This is a genomic window from Lentzea sp. NPDC051213 (genome assembly GCF_044455585.1).
Lineage (GTDB): Bacteria > Actinomycetota > Actinomycetes > Mycobacteriales > Pseudonocardiaceae > Lentzea.
The window spans coordinates 1-18,569 of record NZ_JBITEX010000007.1 but is presented as its reverse complement, the minus strand read 5'-3'; the positions used below and the strand labels follow the sequence as shown (position 1 = coordinate 18,569).

The following is an 18,569-nucleotide window of genomic DNA, read 5'->3' as shown; positions in this document are numbered from 1 at the left end:
CTACCCACCGTACCCGTGGAAGCCTCATGTTCCAGTGGCCCGAGGGTGTGCAGTTGCGTATACCTCCCTCAAAGTCGTAACGGTTACCAGTGTGTACACCTGAGTGGTCGTAACCGATGCATGCCCGAGGAGTTCTTGCACCACCCGAACGTCCGCACCCCCTTCGAGCAGATGGGTGGCGAACGAATGTCGCAACGTGTGCGGAGACACCACAGCGGTGATTCCGGCCTCCTCCGCGGCGGTCTTCAAAACCGTCCACGCGCTCTGCCGCGAGAGCCGTCCACCGCGCGCGTTCAAGAACAGCGCGGGGGTGCCACGTCCCTTGGCCGCCAACGCAGGCCGCGCCCGGACCAGGTACGCGTCCACCGCCGCCAGCGCCGGCCGTCCAACTGGGACCAGCCGCTGTTTCCCGCCCTTTCCGTCCAGCAGCACGGTGCGTTCCGTGCCATCGATGTCATCGACGTCGAGCCCGACGACCTCGGAAATCCGGGCGCCCGTCGAATACAGCAATTCCAGCAACGCCTTGTCCCGCAGATTCACCACGGTGTCGAGCAGCGTCAGGACATCGTTGACGGGTAATGCTTTCGGCAGCCTCTTCGGCGGCGACGGCGGATGCACGGCGCGCGCGGCGTCGTGCGGCACCACGCCCTCGCGGTGCGCGAACCGGTGCAATCCCCGCACGGCCACCAAAGTCCGCGCCGCCGACGACGCGGCCAGCCCGCTCTCCCGCAGTGCCGCCAGGAACTCGCTGACGTGCGCCTCGGTCACCGCGCCGAGCTCGGTGATCCCGAGCGCCTCCAGGTGCTCGGTGTAGCGGCGCAGGTCGCGGGTGTAGGAGTCGAGCGTGTTGCGGGCGGTGCCGCGTTCGACGGCGAGGTGGTCGAGATAGCTCGCCACGAAGTCCGCTATCACGCCAGCCCTTCCAGAACGATCTCGCCGTCAAGGGCGTTGACTCCCTTCGCCAGTGCCGGGTCCTCCGCGATCGCCCGCGAGAAACCCTTGTCCGCCAACGCGATGACGTACGGCAGCGTCACGTTCGTGAGCGCGTACGTCGACGTGTTCGGCACGGCACCGGGCATGTTCGCGACGCAGTAGAACACAGAGTCGTGCACGCGGTAGGTCGGGGCGTCGTGCGTGGTCGGCCGGGTGTCCTCGAAGCACCCGCCCTGGTCGACCGCGATGTCCACGAGCACGCTGCCGGACCGCATCCGGGACACCAGGTCGTTGCTGACGAGTTTCGGTGCCTTCGCGCCCGGCACGAGCACCGCGCCGATCACCAGGTCCGCCCAGCGACAGGCCTTCTCGACCTCGTAGGCGTTCGACGCGATGGTCTGCAGGTGCCCGCGGTAGGTGAAGTCGATCTGCCGCAACCGGTTGACGTTGTTGTCCAGCACGATGACCTCGGCCTGCATGCCGACGGCCATCGTGGCCGCGTTCATCCCCGCCACGCCAGCGCCGATCACCGCGACCTTGCCGGCCGCCACACCGGGAGCGCCGCCCAGCAGCACGCCGCGGCCACCTTGGGCGCGTTCCAGGCAGTGCGCGCCGACCTGGGCCGCCATCCGGCCGGCGATCTCGCTCATCGGCGCCAGCAACGGCAGCGACCCGTCCGGCAGCTGCACCGTCTCGTATGCGATGGCCGTGATCCCCGCCGAAGCGATCGCCTTCGTGCACTCGGGACTGGCCGCCAGATGCAGGTACGTGAACAGCACCTGGTCGCGGCGCATCCGGTGGTACTCGGGCTCGATCGGCTCCTTGACCTTCAGCACGAGGTCCGCTGTCGCCCACACCTCGTCGGCGGTGGCCGCGATCCGCGCGCCCGCCGCTGTGTACTCGTGGTCGGGGAACGACGAGCCGGCCCCGGCGTCGTGCTCGATCACCACGTCGTGCCCGCGGCGGACCAGCTCGACCACTCCGGCCGTGGTGATCGCGACGCGGTACTCGTGGTTCTTGATCTCCTTTGGGACACCGACCAGCATCGTCGCAGCGTATTCCCGATATCGATCTGCTGCATCGGATAACGTGCGCAGTCGTGTCAGACGCATTCGGGCCAGAGCAGCAGCGCATCGGCAACCAGCAGCGCGAAGAGGCGATCACCGCGCTCAACGACCACTTCGCGATGGCGCGGCTCGACATCGGCGAGTACCAGGAACGGGTGAACCGCGCGTCCGGCGCGCAGTCCTACTTCGAGCTCGCCGAGCTGTTCCGCGACCTGCCGCAGCCGCACCCGCCGTTCCTCGCGCCGCCGTCGGTGCCGTTCACGGCCGTCCCGCCGCCGCCTCCCGGTTTCGCGCCGCAGCCCACCCAGCCGTACTACCCGCCGCCGCCCACCGGCCCGCAGTACATGCCGCCACCGCCGCCCGGCATGGCCCCGCCCGGCATGGCCCCGCCCGGCATGGGCTACCCGAACCCGGCCGCCCCGTACGGCTACGACCCGATCACCGGGGTGCCGCTGTCGGACAAGTCGAAGATCGCCGCGGGCGTGTTGCAACTGTTCCTGGGCAACCTGGGCATCGGCCGCTTCTACACCGGCCACGTCGGCATCGCCGTCGCCCAGCTGCTGACCTGCGGCGGCTGCGGCATCTGGTCGTTGATCGACGGGATCATCATCCTGGTCAACGGCGGCACGGACGCGCAGGGCCGCAAGCTGCGGGACTAAATCCCCGCGAGGTTCCGGCCCACGCCCCACACAGCAGCGATCACCAGAACGGCGACACCGACCGACTTCGGCACGGATCGCCGTTCCCCGGTCCACTTGTCCCGCGTCCAGCGCGCGAACAGCCACACCGCCAGCGGCACGCCCAACGCGAGCAACACGGCGTTGAAGTGCCACGCCGCGACCACATCGCCGTGCAGCAGTGCGTGCACCATGCGCGTGACACCGCAGGCCGGGCAGTTCAGCCCCGTCAGCCAGTTGAACGGGCACTTCGGCAGCAGGTTGCCGGGCTGGTTCGGGTCGACGAACAGCAGCAGCACAGCACCCGCCCCGCCCAGGGCAAGAACGCCGAAAGGTGCCCTCAAACGTGCGAGGGCACCCGTCAGCGTCTTCATCGGTCCAACTTACTTCTTGCGCGCGGCGAACCGGGTCGGCTTGTCGCGGAACGGCGCATCGGCCGGCCGCGGCTCTGCCCGGCCTTCGAGCACCTCGCGGGCCGCGATGAGCCCGGCGACCGCCGACGCGTTCACGATCTCGCCGGCGAACACCATCCGCACGGCCTCGTCGAGCGGGAAGCGGTGGATCTCCAGATCCGCCTCCTCCTCGCTCTGCACCTCACGCTCCACATCGGACAGGTCACGCGCCAGGAACACGCGCACGACCTCGTCGGTAAAGCCAGGCGACGCGGCCACGTCGACCAGCGTCTCCCAGCGCGCCGCGTCGAGCCCGACCTCTTCGGCCAGCTCCCGGCGCGCGCCGATGACCGGCTCCTCGCCGTCGTGGTCGAGCAGGCCGGCCGGCAGCTCCCAGAGGTGCCTGCCGAGCGCGTGCCGGTACTGGTGGATCAGCACGACCTCGCCCGCGGCGTCGAGCGCCACGACCGCGACCGCGCCCATGTGCTCGACGATCTCGCGCTTGGCCGTGCCGCCGCCGGGCATCTCGACGTCGTCGATCCGCAGCGCCACGACCCGTCCGACGTGCACGTCCTCGCTGGAGACCGTGCGGAAGTCGTGCCTGGACGTCACTTGGACGCTCCGGCCGTCAGCGGGAGGCGGTCGGCGATCCGGTAGTCGATCGCGGCCTTCACGAACGCCGCGAACAGCGGGTGCGGCTTCGTGGGACGCGACTTGAGCTCGGGGTGCGCCTGCGTGGCCGCGTAGAACGGGTGCACGTCGGCCGGTAGCTCGACGAACTCGACCAGGCGGCCGTCCGGCGACACCCCGGAAAAGACCAGGCCCGCGTCGGTGAGCTTGCCGCGGTAGGCGTTGTTGACCTCGTAACGGTGGCGGTGGCGCTCGGAGACCTCGGTCGAGCCGTACGCCGAAGCGACCACCGAACCCGGCGTGAGCTTCGCGATGTACGCGCCGAGGCGCATCGTGCCGCCCATGTCGCGCTGACCGGAGACCACGTCCTCCTGGTCGGCCATCGTCGAGATGACCGGTGCACCGCCCTCTTCGAACTCGCTGGAGTTCGCGTCCTCGATGCCCGCGAGGTTGCGCGCGGCCTCGATGACCATGCACTGCAGGCCGAGGCACAGGCCCAGCGTCGGCACACCGCGCGTGCGGGTGTACTTGAGCGCGCCGATCTTGCCTTCGATGCCACGAACGCCGAACCCGCCGGGGATCAGCACGGCGTCCATGCCGGACAGCGCGCGTGCCGCGCCCTCCGGGGTCTGGCACTCGTCCGACGGCACCCACTTGATCTCGACCTTGGCGCGGTGCGCGAAACCGCCCGCACGCAGCGCCTCGGTGACGGACAGGTAGGCGTCCGGCAGGTCGACGTACTTGCCGACCAGCGCGATCTTCACCGTCTCCGACGGGTTGTGCACCCGGTCCAGCAGGTCGCCCCACACCGTCCAGTCGACGTCGCGGAACGGCAGGCCGAGGCGGCGCACGACGTAGGCGTCGAGGCCTTCGGAGTGCAGCACCTTCGGGATGTCGTAGATCGACGGCGCGTCCACGGCCGCGACGACCGCGTCCGTGTCGACGTCGCACATCAGGCCGATCTTGCGCTTGAGCGCGTCCGGGATCTCCCGGTCCGCGCGGCACACGATCGCGTCCGGCTGGATACCGATGTTGCGCAGCGCCGCGACCGAGTGCTGAGTCGGCTTGGTCTTCAGCTCGCCGCTCGGCGCCAGGTACGGCACCAGGCTGACGTGCAGGAAGAAGACGTTGTCGCGGCCGACGTCGTGGCGGACCTGGCGGCACGCCTCGAGGAACGGCAGCGACTCGATGTCACCGACGGTGCCGCCGACCTCGGTGATGACCACGTCCGGGGTGACGCCGTCGGCGTCCGGCTCGGCCATCGCGCGGATGCGGCGCTTGATCTCGTCGGTGATGTGCGGGATGACCTGGACCGTGTCGCCCAGGTACTCACCGCGGCGCTCCTTGGCGATGACCTCGGAGTACACCTGGCCGGTGGTGACGTTCGCGTCGCCGCTCAGATCCCGCGCGAGGAACCGCTCGTAGTGCCCGATGTCGAGGTCCGTCTCCGCGCCGTCGTCGGTCACGAAGACCTCGCCGTGCTGGAACGGGTTCATCGTGCCGGGGTCCACGTTCAGGTACGGGTCGAGCTTCTGCATCGTTACCCGCAGGCCGCGCGAGGTGAGCAGCTGGCCCAGGCTGGAGGCCGTCAGGCCCTTGCCGAGCGAGGAGGCGACGCCTCCGGTGACGAAGACGTGCTTGGTCGTACGTGCCTGCTGCACCAACGGGGCTCCCGTGAAAATCGTGGGGGCCGAATCCCCCTATCCACGGGCCATAACGCTAACACGCCGACGGTCACTCAGCGCACCACGACCCGGCAGATCACATCACCCGATCGGCGCAGTGAGGGGTTTCCCCGAACTCGCCCGGCACGGCCCGGCATCAGGAATCGTGGTCACGTGACCTTCGACGTGGCAGGGAACGCTGTGCACGGCCGTCCAGCGGCGTGGCGTTTCATCGAGGGTTTCGCGGCCGAGTGGGCAGAGCCGCTGGAAGCGGCCGACGGCTGGAACCAGGCCGATCTCGATGCCGCGGAGGACCGGCTCGGCGTCCGGCTCCCCCTGGCGTTTCGCGAGGCCTACGCGTTGTTCGGCAGACGTCCGGACCTGACGAGCAACCAGGACCGGCTGCTCACGCCGTCGGAGTTGAGCCTCGACGGGGACGTGCTCGTGTTCCGCACCGACAACCAGGGCGTCATGTCCTGGGGTGTGAAGCTCGACGGCACCGATCCCGAGGCCGTGTTCCGGCACTGGGGGAACGTGGGCTGGCAACCGTGGCTGCCGAGCTTCTCCACCGCCTGCGCGGAGCTGGTGCTCTCCGAGTCGCTGTTCGCCGGCGACGAGACCGTCGACCGGGAGCTCGACGACGACGCCGTCATCGCGCTGGAAGCCCGGTACACCCGTGTCGCGATCCCGCAGACCGGTCCGGGCACGCGCTGGTTCGCGGGCCCGGACATCATCCTGCGCGACGACCACCGCGACTGGCTGTGGGCGAGGACCCGCAGCCGGGAAGCACTCGACGTCCTGCTGACGACGCTCCCCGGCCCGTGGCGGACCGACTAGCCCGCCGTGCCCGGCGAAGACGCCTCGGCGTTGCCCGCGACGCCGTAGCGGCCGGAGCGGCCCTCCAGCTGTTCGCGCAGCGCCATCACCACGACGACCTGGCCTGCCGGGGTGTCGGAGTTGTCCACCGTGGACAAGATGGACGTCGCGTTGGTGTCCGCGCGGACCACACCGATCGCGCCGGTGCCGTTCGCCGATCCGTTCGCGCCGGCCAGCACGGCACCGGCACCCGCGCGGTCGAGCTGGGTGGCGAACCGGGCGATGGTGGAGGCCCGGTCGGCGGCGGAGTCACCGATCGCGGCCCCACCGGTCAGCACGATCGCGAGCTGCGCGGGCTTCACGCCGGACGTCGCCTTCACGAAGCCCGCGTTGGAGAGCCCGGCCAGCGCCGAGGCCGCCTCGTCCGCGGTCGCCTGCGGCTGGTTGTTGGACGGGTTGAGCAGCAGCAACGTGCCGAAGAGGCCACCGGCGCGGGTGCCGGGGTCACCGGCCGTCGGCAGCTGCGACCCCGCGGGCTGCAGCCGGGCCACGAGGTCGCGCAGCTGGTCGCCGCGCGACGGGTCGGCGAACGCGTCGGTCAGCTGGATCTCGCCGGTGACGCTCGCTCCCGCGGACTTCAGCAGTCCGGTGAGCGCGTCCCGATCGGACGGACGAGCGTCCGAAGTGGTCACGAGCACGACCGTGCGGTCGGTGAGCCGGTCCTTCACCGCGAGCGGCCCGACCGACGCGGCGAACTTGTCCGCCTCGGACAGCTTGGCGTTCAACGCGTTGCGGTCGTTCTGCAGGTCGTTCACCTGCTGTGCCAACGAGTTCCGCTCGTCGCTCAACCCGGACAACAGCCGCCCGCTGATCGCGGTCGACCCCAGCACGACCCCCACCGCGAGCGCCAGAAACACCGCGGTGATGGAAACTATGTGGTAGCGCAGCGTGATCACGAGAAGAACCCCTTGAACCAGTTGACGACGGATTGCCAGCCGTCGACCACGATGTCGACGTAGACGTGACCGACGCCGGACACCCCCAGCGCCGCCACCATGGCGACGATGGCGGCGGACACCAGCAGGACGATCACGCCCAGCGAAACCCGGCTGCGGTGCAGGGTCGCGACGGCCTCCCCGTCGACGAGTTTGCTGCCGAGCTTCAACCGGGTGAGGAACGTGGAGGGGTTGGAACCGGAGTGCCCGCGGTCGAGGAACTCGCGCAACGTCGCGCGCAGCCCCACCGTGACGACCAGGGAAGCCCCGTGCGCCTCGGCGAGCAGCAACGCGAGGTCCTCCGCGTTGCCCGAGGCGGGGAACGTCACCGCGCCGATCCCGAGGTCCTGGATCCGCTGCAGGCCGGGCGCGTGCCCGTCGGTCTGCGCGGGCACGACCACCTCGGTGGCCGAACGCAGTGACGCGGTGCCGATGCCGTCGGGGTCGCCGACGATGATGTCCGGCTTGTACCCGGCGTCGTGCAGCGTGTCCGCGCCGGTGTCGACACCGATCAGCACCGGCCGGTACTCGCGGATGTACTTGCGGAGCTTGCGCAACTGCTCGGCGTGCGACGGTCCACCCGCGACGACCAGCACCTGCCGGTCGCGCATCGGCACGTACACCTCGGGCACCCCAACGCCGTCGAGCACGAGCGCGCGTTCCCGGCGCAGGAACTCGATGGTGTTGGCGGAGAAGGCCTCCAGCTGCGCGGACATGCCGGCCTTCGCCTCGATCATGGCGTCGGCGATGCTTTCCGCGTTCTGCTCGATCCCTTTCGCGAGCTCGCGTTCCCCGGCGTAGACGACGCCTTCGTGCAACCGGAGCTTGGTGCCTTCCTTGATCTCCCGCAGCGCGGCGGCGCCGACGTTGTCGATCAGCGGAATGCCCGCCTCGATCAGCAGTTCCGGCCCCAGGTTGGGAAACCTGCCGGAAATCGACGGAGAAGCGTTCACGACACCGACGACCTCGGCGGCGACGAAGGCCTCCGCGGTCCGCCGGTCGAGGTCGACGAGATCGAGAACGGCGACGTCACCGGGACTGACGCGCCGCACCAGGTCACTGGCACGCCGATCGACCCGCGCGACGCCCGTGACACCGGGAAGTTCGTGGTTGGTGCGGCTCAGCAACCCGGAAAGCTTCATACGTCCGATAGTGACTCACGGTGCGCACGCGACAGGTGAGGCACGCCGGGCGATTTGCGCTGGTCAGTCGTCGGGGTGAACTACTACGGCTCCAAACGCCGCGACGACCGCCGCGAGCAGGACCCAGATCCCGTTGCCGAACCCGGCTTCGAGGCCGGGATCGATGGTGATGTTGCCCGCTTTGTGGAAGCTGATCGCGTTCAGCAAATAGACGAACAGCATTCCGGTGATGCCCGCAAGCGCCGCCGCTCCGGCGAATGCGACTTTGCGCCACCGGACACCGATGAGGACGGTCAGCGCGGCCGCGATGATCGGAATCGCGAACAACGGCCCGTGCTCGTCGGTCGTGGCGCCGAAGTGGGTGCGCCAGCCGGTGGTGACGAACTCCGTCTGCGGCTGGTCCGGGGCGAGGCGGATCAGAAGTTCCGACAGGGGGAGGAACGTCGCCGTGGTCGCGGCCGCGGCGGCGATGACGAGCAGTGCCGCGCTCAGGAGTTTCCTGCCGGGGAGTTTCATGCCGGCTCCCGTTGGAGTGCGATGGCGCCGGTCAGCGCGATCAGCGTGCCGATCGCGAGGAACAGCAGCCCGAAGCCGATCGCGAAGTCGCCCTGCTGCTCGACCGCGTGGCCGCGCTCCGACACGACCAGCGCCGCGGTGATGCCGACCGCGCCGAGCTGGGCCGCGGCTCCGGCCAGTGCCGCCCTCGTGATCCAGATGCCGGCGACGAGGAGGGCGGCCGTGACCGCGATGGGGATGCCGTACCAGGGCGACAGATCCCCCGCGGGCCAGTCGCCGGGCTTGTTCAGGACCTCTGTGCCCCAGGCCCTGACCACGACCTCGACGTTGCCTGCGTACGCGGTCGAGTACCACGGCAGCACCATCGCGGTCGCGGTCAGCACGACGCCGGCCGCGATCAGGGCCACGGCGGTTGGTCTGCCGATCACCGCTTCTCCTGTTCGGGGTGGGGCGGCTGGTCGGTGGGGAGCAGCGGCTGGTCGATGTCGAGCGGCGGCTGCTCGTCGTGCAAGGGGATGAGCTCATCGTGCAGCGGGATCGGCTCGTCGTGGGGCGAGATGAGCTCGTCTTGGGGCGGCGTGTACTCGTCTTGGGGCGGCATCGCGATCCCGAACGGCGGTGTGTCGTCGTCGTTGCCGAGCTGGTGCACGACCACCTCTTCTTCTTCGTCATCGTCTACTTCCGGCTGCACTTGTTGCCTCTGCTGCGCGAGCGCGGCACCGACCAGTCCGATGATCGCCGCCCCGACCAGCAGGTAGCTCCCGGTGAGGTAGTTGAGCTCCTGCGACTGGCTCCCCACCGACCCCCACTCCGCCAAGATCGCTTTCACCCGCTCGAGCTGAAGAACGTAGAACAACACGCTCCCCGCCAACGCCCCCGCCGCCCCCACGGCCAAGGGACGGCCGACATGCGCTGTCCTGTCCCGCGCGATCAGCACCACCGAAAGAACCATGACGATGACGGCGATCATCACCGGCCAGCCGGCCGCGAAGTAGGCGGTTCGATCGTTGTTGGCCGGCATGTCCGACGTGATGATCCACAACGTGGTGGAGATCGTCTGTTCCTGCCCGAAGTCGCGGTCGCGGTAGACGGTCTTGTAGGTGTCCTGAAAACTCGCGACGGCCGCCAGCCCGGCCCCCACCAGCAACAGGACCATGGCGACTTTCCGGCGATCAATCACTCTTCGGCTCCACAATCACAGGAAATCCGTACGGCGGCGTCTCGGTGTTGTCCGCCTCGTCGTCGATCTGGTGGATCACCGCACCGCCCGCGGCACCCTCACGCCTGACGGCCCGCGGCAACTCCTGGTGCAGCACAGCGGACACGACCGCCACCCCGGCCGCCACGATCAGCAGGGTGACCCCGTCCCCCTGCTGGACGTCAAGGGGCACCGGCACTTCAAGCCCCGCAAGCCGCTTCACAGTTCCCTGCAAAGTCCCGACCGCCGACCAGGCCGCGCCCACCAGCACCCCGGCCCCGAGCAACGTCCCGACCCGCGCCGCGGGCTGCCAGAACGCAAGCGCCGCAGACAACGCCATCACCAGCGCCGCCCCCACAGCAGGCTCCGCGAACTCGATCGGCGCGAGCTGCAGCGCACCGCGGAAGTCGTCCTCGACGATGTCCCACGACGTGGCCTCGAACCGCAGCGTCCGCCCCGCGAGATCGGCCTGCACGGAGTAGGCGGCCAAGAACGTCGCCGCCACCGCCAGCCCGGCCGCGACGAACACCAGCACCGCCCCGAACACCCGGCGCGTGGTCACTGAGCCAGTCCACCTTCCACCGCACCACCGTGTGCGTCCGCTGACCGAGACTCGGTCACGTTCCCATCATGCCGAACCTGGGCGGTTACAGCGGCGCTGGACGTGGCGGACTTCCCTGCTCACCGCCGGGCATCGCCTGGCGTGCCGGGCCGGTTGTCAGCAAACACTGCCGCACCCCCGCGCTTCCATATTTGCGGATGAGATGACCATGAGATCCGGACATCTGTACAGACGCCGCCAGGCCTGGATCAGGACGGCAATCACTCGATCGTGTTGCCGCATTCCGCCGCGCACGCCCGCAAACCCCGCCACGCCCAGGCCAGGAGGGGCACCGGTCACGCCGCCGCTCCCGGCCACGCCCACGCTAGAAGGAGCACCAGACACGCCGCCGCACCCTCGTTAGAAGGAACATCAGGCACGCCGCCACCCCCCGCCGCGCCCAGGCCAGGAAGGGCACCGGTCACGCCACCCACGCCGCACCCACGCCAGGAGGAGCACCAGACACGCCGCCGCCCTCACCACCATCAAGCCATACAAGGCATGCCGGTGACGAGGGCGGACGGATTAGCGCAGTCAGGCCTTCTTCTTGCGGCGCCGCACCACCGGAGCCGACGACTTGTCCGACTTGGCCGCCGCCAGCAACTCCTCGGCGTGCGCGCGGCCCGTGTCGGTCGAGTCCATGCCCGCCAGCATGCGGGCCAGCTCGACCACGCGCTGCGTGTCGTCCAGGCGCCGCACCGCGGACCGCGTGAACGTGCCGTCCGCGGACTTGTCCACGACCAGGTGCCGGTCCGCGAACGCAGCCACCTGGGGCAGGTGCGTCACGACGATCACCTGGTGCGAGCGAGCCAGGCGCGCGAGGCGGCGGCCCACCTCGACCGCTGCCCGGCCGCCGACGCCGGCGTCCACCTCGTCGAAGACGAGGGTCGGCACCGGGTCGGAGTGGGACAGCACGACTTCGAGGGCGAGCATCACGCGCGAGAGTTCGCCGCCGGACGCGCCCTTGTGCACCGGCAGCGCGGGGGCGCCGGGGTGCGAGATCAGGCGCAGTTCCACCTCGTCGACGCCCGAGGCACCCGCGTGCAGCACCGAGCGGCCGACGGGCAGCGCCTGCGCGTCGCCGGACTCGGCGTGGCGCGGGCGGACGGCCAGTTCGACCGAGGCGTGCGGCATCGCGAGGCCGTCCAGCTCCTCGGTCACCGCCTTTCCCAGGTCTGCGGCCGCTTCCACGCGGGCGGCGGTGACCTGTTCGGCCAGGCCGGCCAGCTCGACCGCCAGCTCGTCGCGGCGGGTGGCCAGCGCGGTCAGGGCTTCCTCGGAGGTGTCGAGGCCGCCCAGGCGGGTGCGGGCGTCGTTCGCCCAGGTGATCACGCCGTCGATGTCCGCGGCGTACTTCCGGGTCAGGGCCTTCAGCTCGGCCTGACGCTGCAGCACCTGTTCGAGCCTGCCCGGATCGGCCTCGAGGTGGTCGAGGTAGCCGGAGATCTCGGCGCCGACGTCGGCCAGCAGGGTCGCGGCCTCGACCAGACGCGGTTCCATCTCGCGCAGGCGCGGGTCCTCGGAGGTGGAGAGGCGCCGGGCGGCCTCGGAGATCAGGCCGAGCGCGCCGGGGTTGTCCGGGTCGCCCTCCAGCGAACCCGACACGGCGTACTGGGCACCGGACGCGGCCTCGCGCAGCTGGTCGGCGTCGGCCAGGCGGCGGGCCTCGTCGTGCAGTTCGACGTCCTCGCCCGGCTTCGGGTCGACGGCGTCGATCTCGGCCAGGCCGTGCCGCAGCAGGTCTGCCTCGCGGGCGAGCTCACGTGAACGCTCGGTGCGTTCACGAAGCTCCGACGAGACGCGCAGCCACTCGTCGCGGATGCGCTGGTACTCGCGCAGCGGCTCGGCCACGTCGTCCGCCGCGAAGCGGTCCAGGACGGCACGCTGCTCGGTCGGGCGCATGAGGCGCAGCTGGTCGTTCTGGCCGTGCACGGCGATCAGCTGATCGGCCAGCTCGGACAGCACGCCGACCGGCACGGAGCGGCCGCCGACGTGGGCACGCGAACGACCGTCGGAGCCGACGGTGCGGATCGCGATCAGCGAACCGTCCTCGTCCGGCTCGCCGCCGACCTCCTCGGCCACCTTCGCGGCCGGGCTGCCCGCAGGGGCCTGAAAACGGCCCTCCACGACAGCCTTGTCGGCTCCGGTACGCACCCGCGATGCCTCCGCACGGCCACCGCCGAGCAGGTGCAACCCGGTCACGACCATGGTCTTGCCCGCGCCCGTCTCACCGGTGACTACGGTGAATCCGGGGTCGAGTTCAAGGGTGGCCTCGTCGATCACGCCAAGGCCATTGATGCGCATCTCGGCCAGCACAGGGCGAACCTTACTTGTCGGGTCCGACAATTCTCCGCGGGCACCATAGCGAGCCAGTGCCGACGCACCGAGCGGCGCGATCAACCTGCCGATGGTCCCCGCCATCCCTTCACCGGCAGGGCGAACTTCTCGACCAGCCGATCGGTGAACGGAGCCTGGCGCAGCCGCACGACCCTGAGCGGCACCTCGCCCTCCACGATCTCGATCCGCGCGCCGGCCGGCAGCTCGAACGTGCGCCGCCCGTCCGCGGACAGCGCGGCCGGGTGGCCCGCCGGATCGATCTCGAACGCCACGTGCGACTTCGGCGAGACGACCAGCGGCCGCGAGAACAACGCGTGCGCGTTGCTCGGCACCACCAGGATCGCCTGCACGTCCGGCCACACGACCGGTCCGCCCGCGGAGAACGCGTACGCCGTCGAGCCCGTCGGCGTCGCACAGATGACGCCGTCGCAGCCGAAAGCCGACACCGGCCGGCCGTCGACCTCGACCACGACGTCGAGGATGCGTTCGCGGATCAGCTTCTCGACGGTGATCTCGTTGAGCGCCCAGGTCTCCGCGACGATCTCGCCGTTGACCTTCGCGATGAGGTCGAGCGTCATCCGCTCTTCCACGAAGTAGTCCTGCTCCAGGACGTGGCCGACGGCCTCGTGCAACGCGTCCGAGTCCGCCTCGGCGAGGAAGCCGACGCGGCCGAGGTTCACGCCGAGCACCGGCACCCGCGCCGGGCGGGCGAGTTCGGCACCGCGCAGCAGCGTGCCGTCACCGCCCAGCACCAGCACGAGTTCGGTGCCCTCCGCCGCCTTGTCGTCGAAGGGCACGACCTTGGTGCAGCACTGCGGACCGAGGTCACGCGCCTCGTCGTCGAGCACCCTCGTCGTGACGCCACCGACCGCGAGACGGCCGGCGACCTGACGGGCGAGATCGATGTTGCTCTGGTGACCGGTGTGGACGACCAGCAGGATTTCCCGCTGACTCAATTCTGGGGCCCTTCTGCCACGGCGGAGCGCACCATCTCCACGGCGTCAGCGGGTTCGCCGCGCCGCAGCCAGAGGAAGTACTCGACGTTGCCGGACGGGCCGGGCAGCGGGCTCGCGACGACGCCCCGCACCGCCAGACCCAGTTCCCCGGCCGCCTTGGTCACGTCGAGCACGGCTTCGACGCGCAGTTCCGGGTCACGCACGACACCACCGGTGCCGAGACGTTCCTTGCCGACCTCGAACTGCGGCTTGACCATCGGCAGCAGGTCGCCTTCCTCGTCGAGGCACGCGGCCAGTGCGGGAAGCACAAGCCTCAACGAGATAAACGAAAGATCCGCTACGACGAGTTCAACTTTTCCGCCGATGTCCTCGGGTGTGAGGGCGCGGACGTTGGTCTTGTCCTTCACGACGACCCGGTCGTCGGTCTGCAGCTTCCAGTCGAGCAGCCCTCTGCCGACGTCCGCGGCGACGACCTGACGTGCGCCCTTCCTGAGGAGCACGTCGGTGAAACCGCCAGTGGATGCGCCCGCGTCCAGGCAACGCCGGCCCGCAGGATCGATCTTGAAGCCGTCCAGCGCGCCGATCAACTTGTGCGCGCCCCGCGACGCCCAGTTCGGGTCGTTGGAGAGGTCCTTCACGACGACCGCGTCGGAGGTCTCCACGGCGGTCGCGGGCTTCGTCGCGACGGTGCCGCGCACCGTGACGCGGCCGTCCGCGACGAGTTGGCTGGCGTGCTCACGGGACCTGGCGAGCCCCCTGCGCACGAGTTCGGCATCGAGCCGCACCCTGCGAGGCACTGTGCATCACACCTTGTCGATGCTCGACAGTGCGTCGGTGAGCGTCGCGTGCACGGCGTCGAACCGCGCCACGTGCTCGTCGAGGGGAACGTTCTCAAGCCCGTCGAGCCTCGCCAGCGCGCCATCGATGGCGTCAGCCGGGTTGGGCGGCGGTCCGGGCATGGGATAGCTCACGGGTCTTACGGTAGCCGATGGAGTACCGACAGGTCCGCGCCGACATACGTGGGCCGGAGCTCTTCCGGAAGCGCTTGCGCCTCTTCTTCGGTGGATACACCCGTGAGCACAAGCAGCGAGTCCATCCCCGCGTTGACCGCGCCCAGGATGTCCGTGTCGAGCCTGTCGCCGATGACGAGCGGCCGGTTCGCGCCGAGCTCCTTCGCCGCCTGCTGCAGCAGCGGGGTGGCGGGCTTGCCGGCGACCAGCGGCTCGGTGTCGGTGGCGGTCTTCAGCGCCGCGACCAGGCTCCCGTTGCCGGGCAACAGGCCGCGCTCGGTGGGCAGGGTGGCGTCGACGTTGCACGCCACCCACAGCGCGCCGGTGCGGATGGCCACGGCGGCCTCGGCCAGCTCGCGCCAGCCGAGGTCCATGCTCAGGCCCTGCAGCACCGCCACAGCGCCTTCTGCCGAGTCCGTCGGCGTGAGGCCGCGCTTGAGCACCTCGGCCTGGAGCGCTTTCGTGCCCAGGACGAGGACCTTGGAGCGCTTGGGCAGGCGTTCGGCGACCATGGCCGCACCTGCCTGCGCCGACGTGCTCACCTCGTCGATGCTCGTCTCGAACCCGAGATCGACGAGGTGATCAGCGACCGCCTGCGGCGAGCGAGATGCGTTGTTGGTGACGAACCGGATCCCGACGCCGTGCTTTCTCGCTTCGGCGATCGCCTCGGCGGCACCAGGCACGGCTTCGGACCCTCGGTACACGGTGCCGTCGAGATCGATCAGCAACGCGTCGTACCTGTCGACCAACGTCTCGCTCACTGCTGCGCGGTCTCCTCCTGGGTCAGCTCGAACGCGCGCTCGGCGGCGTCCGTCTCCCCCTCGTCGTCAGCCTCGGCGGCGTTGAGGAACCACTTGACCGCTTCCTCGATCCGACCGGCCGCGGCCAGGTTGTCGGCGTAAGCGTAGAAGAGCCGCGCGGAGTAGGGCGTGCGCTGCCCCGGATCGAGATCCGGACCCTGCAACGACACGACGGCCGCGTCGAGCTGCCCCATGTCCCGGCGAGCACCGGCCGCGACGATCCGCAGCTCGATCTCGTCCTCCTGGCTGAGGTCCTTGGCCGCCGGGTCCTTGGCCAGGTCGATGGCCCGCTCCGGCCGGCCGAGCGCCCGCTCGCAGTCCGCCATGATCGCGAGGTGGCCCGGTCCGGTCATCATCCGGCGCGCGGCCCGCAGCTCGCTGAGAGCCTCGGCCCACTCGTCCGCGAAGTAAGCGGTCAGCCCTGCGGCCTCCCGCACGACACCCACACGCGCCGCCTTGCTGCGCGCGTACCGGGCGTGCTCGAGCGCCAGCTCCGGCTCCTCGTCGATCAGCAGCCCGGCCGCGGCCAGGTGCCGGCCGACGATCTCCGCGAGGCCCTTGGGCAGGCTGCGGAGCTCGGCGCGGATCTCGGGGTCGAGCGCCGAGAGGTCGGCTTCCTCGGGAAGCTCGGGACGGCCGCCACGGGGGGCGGGGGCGTCGTCGGGCTCGTCGCCGGCCGCAACAGCCTGGCTGTCGTCCGCGGTGTCGCTCTGGACCTCGTCCGAGTCGCGCTCGTCGTCGGAGTCACGCTCGTCGTCCGAGTTATCGGAGTCGTCGGCGTCAACAGCGTGGTCGGCGTCAGCACTCTGCACGTCAGCGGAGGCGGCGTCAGCACTCTGCTCGTCAATGGAGGCGGCGTCAGCGTCGTCATCCTCGCCACGAGCCGCAGCAGCGCGCGTCGCCGCGGCGCCGTCACCCAGACGGTAACCAGCGCGCGCGGGGGCAGCACCCTCGCCGGCGGCGGTCACGTCAGAGGCAGCCGCATCCTGGTCGACGGCGTCGACGTCGTTCTGGTTCGCGGGCTCCTGCTCGGCCTGCCGCTCCTGGAAGCGCGCCGCACGCTCGCGGCTGCGCTCGTCACGACGGTCGTCGCTCGGGTTCGCAGGACGCGAGGTCCCACGGTCGTCGCGCTGGTAACCGCCACGGTCACTGCGGTTGCCACCGCGGTCGCTCGAGCGGTCGTCACGGCGGTAGCCGCCACGGTCGCTGGAACCCTGGCCACGGCTGCCGCCACGGTCGCTGGAGCCCTGACCGCGGTAGCCACCGCGATCGCCGGAACCCTCGCTGCGGGAGCCACCGCGGTCGGAGCGGTAACCGCCACGATCGCTCGACCCCTCGGAACGCTGGTAGCCGCCGCGCTCACCGGAACGGTCGCTGCGGTAGCCGGGACGGTCACCGCTACGGGAGTCGCGGCGCTCGCCGGAACCCTCGGAACGCTGGTAGCCACCACGCTCACCCGAGCGGTCGCTGCGGAAGCCGCCACGGTCACTGGAGCCCTGACCGCGGTAGCCACCGCGGTCGCCGGAACCCTCGGAACGGCTGCCGGCGCGGTCGCCCGAGCCCTGGCCGCGGTAACCGGGACGGTCACCCGAGCGGTCGTCACGGCGGAAGCCGCCACGATCGCTGGACCCACCACGGTCGCTCGAACCCTTGTAGCCACCGCGGTCGCTCGAGCGGTCATCACGGCGGAAGCCGCCGCGGTCGCTTGAGCCGCCGCGGTCGCTTGAGCCGCCGCGGTCGCTTGAGCCGCCGCGATCACCGCGGTCGGACCGGAAGCCGCCACGGTCGGAAGAACCTTCGGAACGCTGGTAGCCACCACGGTCCGAGCGCTCGCCGCCGCGGTACCCGCCACGGTCGCTGGAACCCTGGCCACGGCTGCCGCCACGGTCGCTGGAGCTCTGGCCGCGGTAACCACCGCGATCGCCGGAACCCTCGGAACGCTGGTAACCACCGCGATCGCCGGAAGCCTCGGAACGCTGGTAGCCACCACGATCGCTGGAACCCTGGCCGCGGTAACCGGGACGGTCACCCGAACGATCGGAGCGGAAGCCACCACGGTCGCTAGAGCCCTGGCCACGGTAACCACCGCGATCGCCGGAACCCTCGGAACGCTGGTACCCACCACGATCGCTGGAACCCTGACCCCGGTAACCGGGACGGTCACCCGAACGGTCCGAGCGGAACCCGCCACGATCGCTGGAGCCACCACGGTCACTCGAACCCTTGTAACCACCGCGGTCACTAGAGCCCTGGCCGCGATAGCCGCCACGGTCGCTGGAACCCTGACCGCGGTAACCACCGCGATCGCCGGAACCTTCGCTGCGGGAACCGGGACGGTCACCCGAGCGGTCGTTGCGGTAGCCGCCACGGCTGCCGGAGCCCTCGTTACGAGAGCCGGTGCGGTTGTTGTCGTCTCGACGGTCACCGCGGAAGTTGCGGTCACCGGAGCCGGAACTGCCGCGGTCGTCTCGGCGGTCGCCGCCCTGGGGGCGGTCGCCGGAGCCTTCGTTGCGCTGGAAGTTGCCGCTCTTGTTGTCGCTGCGGTTGCTGCTGAACTTTCGATCGCCTGCCGGACGGCCACCCTCGGAACGGCGCGGTCGGTCTCCCTGGCCACGCTGACGGTCGCCGGGACGATCCCCGAACCTAGACACCAATTCCTCCTACTATGGACACGCTGAAAGGGGCCTGTGATCTGAGCACTGTTGTTGTGCCCCGCATCACAAGCCCCTTCAGGGAAGTAAAGTTCGGCGGCGACCTACTCTCCCACACCGTAACCAGTGCAGTACCATCGGCGCAGAAGGGCTTAACTACCGGGTTCGGAATGGGACCGGGTGT

Annotated in this window: 19 protein-coding genes and 1 rRNA gene; 2 read left to right on the top strand and 18 right to left on the bottom strand. The window is 70.1% G+C overall.

What is annotated here, in order from left to right; translation table 11 throughout:
* Positions 1 to 24: 24 nt before the first annotated feature.
* Positions 25 to 912, bottom strand: coding sequence for a site-specific tyrosine recombinase XerD (gene xerD, locus ACIA8G_RS28685; RefSeq protein ID WP_396421791.1), 888 nt, complete (start codon positions 910 to 912; stop codon positions 25 to 27).
* Positions 909 to 1,979: an alanine dehydrogenase gene (gene ald, locus ACIA8G_RS28680; protein ID WP_396421790.1), complete on the bottom strand. Its 1,071-nt coding sequence runs from the start codon at positions 1,977 to 1,979 to the stop codon at positions 909 to 911. Before ald ends, xerD begins: the two co-directional genes overlap by 4 nt.
* Before the next feature lie 53 nt (positions 1,980 to 2,032).
* Here ald and ACIA8G_RS28675 point away from each other — a divergent pair, with 53 nt between their 5' ends.
* Positions 2,033 to 2,659 (top strand): NINE protein, encoded by a 627-nt coding sequence (locus tag ACIA8G_RS28675; RefSeq protein ID WP_396421789.1) that lies wholly within the window; start codon positions 2,033 to 2,035, stop codon positions 2,657 to 2,659.
* Here ACIA8G_RS28675 and ACIA8G_RS28670 read toward each other — a convergent pair.
* From ACIA8G_RS28670 to ACIA8G_RS28660, 3 genes are read right to left on the bottom strand one after another with little or no spacing between them, the layout of a single operon-like run.
* Entirely contained in the window at positions 2,656 to 3,051 is a 396-nt protein-coding gene (locus tag ACIA8G_RS28670) for a DUF2752 domain-containing protein (protein WP_396421788.1), read from the bottom strand. The genes ACIA8G_RS28675 and ACIA8G_RS28670 overlap by 4 nt on opposite strands.
* A 9-nt stretch (positions 3,052 to 3,060) precedes the next feature.
* Positions 3,061 to 3,681 carry an NUDIX domain-containing protein gene (locus ACIA8G_RS28665; protein WP_396421787.1) on the bottom strand — a complete coding sequence of 207 codons (621 nt, stop codon included), beginning with the start codon at positions 3,679 to 3,681 and terminating at the stop codon, positions 3,061 to 3,063.
* A complete protein-coding gene (locus ACIA8G_RS28660) occupies positions 3,678 to 5,360 on the bottom strand; it encodes a CTP synthase (protein ID WP_396421786.1) in 1,683 nt (560 codons plus the stop codon). Before ACIA8G_RS28660 ends, ACIA8G_RS28665 begins: the two co-directional genes overlap by 4 nt.
* Positions 5,361 to 5,537: 177 nt before the next feature.
* Here ACIA8G_RS28660 and ACIA8G_RS28655 point away from each other — a divergent pair, with 177 nt between their 5' ends.
* Positions 5,538 to 6,200: a hypothetical protein gene (locus ACIA8G_RS28655; RefSeq protein WP_396421785.1), complete on the top strand. Its 663-nt coding sequence runs from the start codon at positions 5,538 to 5,540 to the stop codon at positions 6,198 to 6,200.
* On the opposite strand, the gene ACIA8G_RS28650 is transcribed toward ACIA8G_RS28655, so the two are convergent.
* From ACIA8G_RS28650 to rrf, 13 genes are all read right to left on the bottom strand, one after another.
* A complete protein-coding gene (locus tag ACIA8G_RS28650) occupies positions 6,197 to 7,135 on the bottom strand; it encodes a copper transporter (protein ID WP_396421784.1) in 939 nt (312 codons plus the stop codon). The two genes, ACIA8G_RS28655 and ACIA8G_RS28650, sit on opposite strands and share 4 nt — an antisense overlap.
* Positions 7,132 to 8,316: a putative cytokinetic ring protein SteA gene (steA, locus tag ACIA8G_RS28645; RefSeq protein WP_396421783.1), complete on the bottom strand. Its 1,185-nt coding sequence runs from the start codon at positions 8,314 to 8,316 to the stop codon at positions 7,132 to 7,134. The genes ACIA8G_RS28650 and steA overlap by 4 nt, the downstream gene beginning before the upstream one ends.
* 63 nt (positions 8,317 to 8,379) lie before the next feature.
* Positions 8,380 to 8,832, bottom strand: coding sequence for a hypothetical protein (locus tag ACIA8G_RS28640; RefSeq protein ID WP_396421782.1), 453 nt, complete (start codon positions 8,830 to 8,832; stop codon positions 8,380 to 8,382).
* A complete protein-coding gene (locus ACIA8G_RS28635) occupies positions 8,829 to 9,260 on the bottom strand; it encodes a hypothetical protein (RefSeq protein ID WP_396421781.1) in 432 nt (143 codons plus the stop codon). Before ACIA8G_RS28635 ends, ACIA8G_RS28640 begins: the two co-directional genes overlap by 4 nt.
* Entirely contained in the window at positions 9,257 to 10,012 is a 756-nt protein-coding gene (locus ACIA8G_RS28630) for a hypothetical protein (RefSeq protein WP_396421780.1), read from the bottom strand. Before ACIA8G_RS28630 ends, ACIA8G_RS28635 begins: the two co-directional genes overlap by 4 nt.
* The gene (locus ACIA8G_RS28625) at positions 10,005 to 10,592 is read right to left on the bottom strand and encodes a hypothetical protein (RefSeq protein ID WP_396421779.1); all 588 of its coding nucleotides are present in this window, start codon (positions 10,590 to 10,592) and stop codon (positions 10,005 to 10,007) included. The genes ACIA8G_RS28630 and ACIA8G_RS28625 overlap by 8 nt, the downstream gene beginning before the upstream one ends.
* Positions 10,593 to 11,165: 573 nt before the next feature.
* Positions 11,166 to 12,947 carry a DNA repair protein RecN gene (gene recN, locus ACIA8G_RS28620; protein WP_396421778.1) on the bottom strand — a complete coding sequence of 594 codons (1,782 nt, stop codon included), beginning with the start codon at positions 12,945 to 12,947 and terminating at the stop codon, positions 11,166 to 11,168.
* Between the two features lie 80 nt (positions 12,948 to 13,027).
* Complete coding sequence (locus ACIA8G_RS28615) at positions 13,028 to 13,924, bottom strand: NAD kinase (protein WP_396421777.1); 897 nt, start codon at positions 13,922 to 13,924, stop codon at positions 13,028 to 13,030.
* A complete protein-coding gene (locus tag ACIA8G_RS28610) occupies positions 13,921 to 14,721 on the bottom strand; it encodes a TlyA family RNA methyltransferase (RefSeq protein ID WP_396421776.1) in 801 nt (266 codons plus the stop codon). Before ACIA8G_RS28610 ends, ACIA8G_RS28615 begins: the two co-directional genes overlap by 4 nt.
* A 6-nt stretch (positions 14,722 to 14,727) precedes the next feature.
* Positions 14,728 to 14,895 carry a hypothetical protein gene (locus tag ACIA8G_RS28605; protein WP_396421775.1) on the bottom strand — a complete coding sequence of 56 codons (168 nt, stop codon included), beginning with the start codon at positions 14,893 to 14,895 and terminating at the stop codon, positions 14,728 to 14,730.
* Positions 14,896 to 14,900: 5 nt separating this feature from the next.
* Positions 14,901 to 15,695 (bottom strand): HAD-IIA family hydrolase, encoded by a 795-nt coding sequence (locus ACIA8G_RS28600; protein ID WP_396421774.1) that lies wholly within the window; start codon positions 15,693 to 15,695, stop codon positions 14,901 to 14,903.
* Positions 15,692 to 18,385, bottom strand: a complete 2,694-nt coding sequence (locus ACIA8G_RS28595) for a hypothetical protein (RefSeq protein ID WP_396421773.1) — start codon at positions 18,383 to 18,385, stop codon at positions 15,692 to 15,694. Before ACIA8G_RS28595 ends, ACIA8G_RS28600 begins: the two co-directional genes overlap by 4 nt.
* Before the next feature lie 91 nt (positions 18,386 to 18,476).
* Positions 18,477 to 18,569: ribosomal RNA gene (gene rrf, locus ACIA8G_RS28590) — 5S ribosomal RNA — on the bottom strand; the annotation flags it as partial.